Origin of the sequence: Crocosphaera sp. Alani8, assembly GCF_038442745.1 — a bacterium.
Classification (GTDB): Bacteria; Cyanobacteriota; Cyanobacteriia; order Cyanobacteriales; family Microcystaceae; genus Crocosphaera.
On record NZ_JARVCN010000390.1, the window covers coordinates 1 to 2,775 of the forward strand.

General features: G+C 42.1%; 4 protein-coding genes. All 4 read right to left on the reverse strand.

Translation table 11 applies throughout. The features are described from left to right. Positions 1 to 165: 165 nt before the first annotated feature. Positions 166 to 495 (reverse strand): MgPME-cyclase complex family protein, encoded by a 330-nt coding sequence (locus P9B04_RS19465; RefSeq protein WP_342056630.1) that lies wholly within the window; start codon positions 493 to 495, stop codon positions 166 to 168. Between the two features lie 108 nt (positions 496 to 603). After that, on the reverse strand, positions 604 to 1,326 hold the full coding sequence (locus P9B04_RS19470; protein WP_342056631.1) for a pyridoxine 5'-phosphate synthase: 723 nt from the start codon (positions 1,324 to 1,326) through the stop codon (positions 604 to 606). Between the two features lie 18 nt (positions 1,327 to 1,344). Then, complete coding sequence (locus tag P9B04_RS19475) at positions 1,345 to 1,536, reverse strand: hypothetical protein (RefSeq protein ID WP_342056632.1); 192 nt, start codon at positions 1,534 to 1,536, stop codon at positions 1,345 to 1,347. Between the two features lie 79 nt (positions 1,537 to 1,615). After that, positions 1,616 to 2,775, reverse strand: a 1,160-nt coding sequence (locus tag P9B04_RS19480) for a calcium-binding protein (RefSeq protein WP_342056633.1), incomplete at its 5' end; no start/stop codon positions are given.

Here is a 2,775-nt window from a genome sequence, read left to right on the forward strand (position 1 = left end):
CCGTTAACCTCCTACCGTCGGTGTAACGGGAGTCCTCTGGCAACATTTAAGATAGGTAGACAAGGACAAATGTAGAATTTAGAATATTAATGTTTCTTAATTCGCAATTCTTCCTGACTCCTATCTCAAAGCTAAAAGGTTTTTTTCCCATTTACCCAAAAATTGCTAAGAAACTGGTTCTAAAGAAGCAATGGGATCTCTAATACTCGAAGAAGGGGCTTCAAATTCTCCTTTAATAACGTACTCTAAACGTAGCTTTAACCAGGTAATAAACTCAGAATTCTCAGAGACAACGGAAGCACATGGTTGAGGACATTTTGCTTTGATTTCAGCAAATTCTGGGGCTTCAATAAAAGCTGGTTGCTTGACTAACCAAAAGTCAATTTCTTTATTTTTTTCTTGATAGTGTCTCGTTCTTTCCCTCAACACTTCATCCAAAGGTTCCTCTTCTAAAAGGAAACGTTGACTTGCTAGGATGTAATAATAGGTGGTCATTGCTGAATAATTGATTTCTATTTACCCAATTACCATTATTGAACCCAAGGGGACATCATAGGTCATGGTTTAGTGACATGAAAGCGGTCGCCAATTTCACAAAAACTGCTATAGTTCCCCTCTCATGGCTAGTTTCATCTCTCTGACAGCCCTTTCTATGCCTACCAAAACCCCACGACTGATGATGCTATGACCAATATTTAATTCCTCCATCCCTGGTAAACAAGCGACGGGATAAACATTGATATAGGTTAAACCATGACCAGCATTGACACGCAATTCTAGTTCTAATGCTTGTTGGCAACCTAGTTTTAACAATTCTAATTCTTTTTGCTGTACTTCCGGGTTGGGAGCATCGGCATATTTTCCTGTGTGGAGTTCGATAAACTTAGCTTTGGTGGCGGCAGAAGCTTTAATCTGTGCCTCATCTGCATCGATGAAGAGACTCACAGGGATGTTTGCGCTTTGCAGACGATCCACCACATCTTTTATTTTTTCCAGGCTTCCAACCACATCTAAGCCCCCTTCTGTGGTAACTTCTTGCCGCTTCTCTGGCACTAAAGTAACGTAATTTGGTTTAGTTTCTAAAGCGATCGCTACCATTTCCTCGGTGGCAGCCATTTCTAAATTAAGATGGGTGCGAACAGTCTCCCTGAGCAAGCGAATATCCCTATCCTGTATGTGACGACGATCTTCCCTTAAATGGGCTGTGATGCCGTTTGCTCCCCCCAACTCAGCTAAAACCGCCGCAGCGATGGGATCGGGTTCAATAGTTTTTCTGGCCTGGCGAACAGTGGCAACGTGATCAATATTAACACCAAGGGTCAGCAAGTTTGTATCTCCTTATTATCAGTTCGAGTTAAATTGTTGTGAACTATCCACGCATTCTGCTACGCTTCCTGCGGGACTTCTAACTTCATTGGGGTTTGCGTCTGACAAAACCGAAGTTTTCCCACTCCGTCTTCTATCCCCTCCATCAGCAGTATACCTAGTTCCTAACGACAATATTCTTATTGTAGTGTCTCCCCAAGGCTTTGACATCCAACTCAGGTTGAAAAAGGTGCGCTATTAACGCACCTTTGATATCAAATTAATCATGTCGGATATTCAACCGAATGAATTACACAAGAACCACATCGCTATTGACAGCAAAGGTATCATAATTTTCCAGGGTAGCTAGGATGTTGCTATTGATAGATAACTCACCATTTGAACCATTAAAGCTAACCTCATTGAGACTGCTGATACCGTAGCCTGATTGATCGATTTCAATGACATCTCCTTCAGCAGAGGTAAAGTCGAGAATGCGATCGCTACCAGAAACAGCAGAATGGGAACGGAAGAGGAACCTGTCAGCTCCATTACCTCCGATAAGGATATCATTGCCGGCGCTTCCTCGAAGTACATCGTTACCATTACCCCCTAGTATCACATCATCATCCCCTCCACCAACAAGGGGATCATTCCCGTCACCACCATAGATATAATCATTACCTGTTAAAGCCGAGATTGGATTATTGTTGGCATTACCAATTAGGATATCAACGCTAGTGCTAGTATCAGAAGTATTAACTGTTCCTATAAACTCAATTTGTTTAAAGACATCAGCAATATCATCGCTGGCGATATTTTCCAGGGTGGCAATATCTTGACCAGAAAACGTTAGGGTTAAGTCGGTTCCTGAGTAAGCGTAGTCAAAGCTGACATCATTGAAAGCATTGTAATAAGCTTCCACATCAACTTGAATGCTATCTCCTTCTGTGACTTTAAAGTCCTGAATAGTATCAGTAGAAGAATCCTCAGCCCTAAACACGAAGATGTCTGCGTCAGCTCCCCCCACAAGACTATCAACTCCTGCTCCCCCATTGAGAGTGTCATCTCCGATACCGCCTCTGAGGCTGTCGTCACCTTCATCACCATGTAAAATATCGTTGTCATCAAAACCGCTCATAGAATCATTTCCTGCACCACCGACCAAAGTATCATGACCCGCATAAGCAGCCATTACGTCATTATAGTCACTACCAACCATAAAATTATTATCAACATCACCTAGCAACAAATAGTCTCGGTTTTGACCAGGATCGTAATTATCTTCTGTAACTGGTAGATAATTAGCACCTGTTACTTGAAAGTCAATTTGTTCTAGAACTGCACTGTCATTAGTAATATTTTCTAGGATGGCAATTTGTTGATCATTGATAGAAAGGGTTAAGGTACTATCAATCGGGAGCGACGCAAAAATGTCGCATCGACCGGAATTCGGTGAAAGCGACTGGG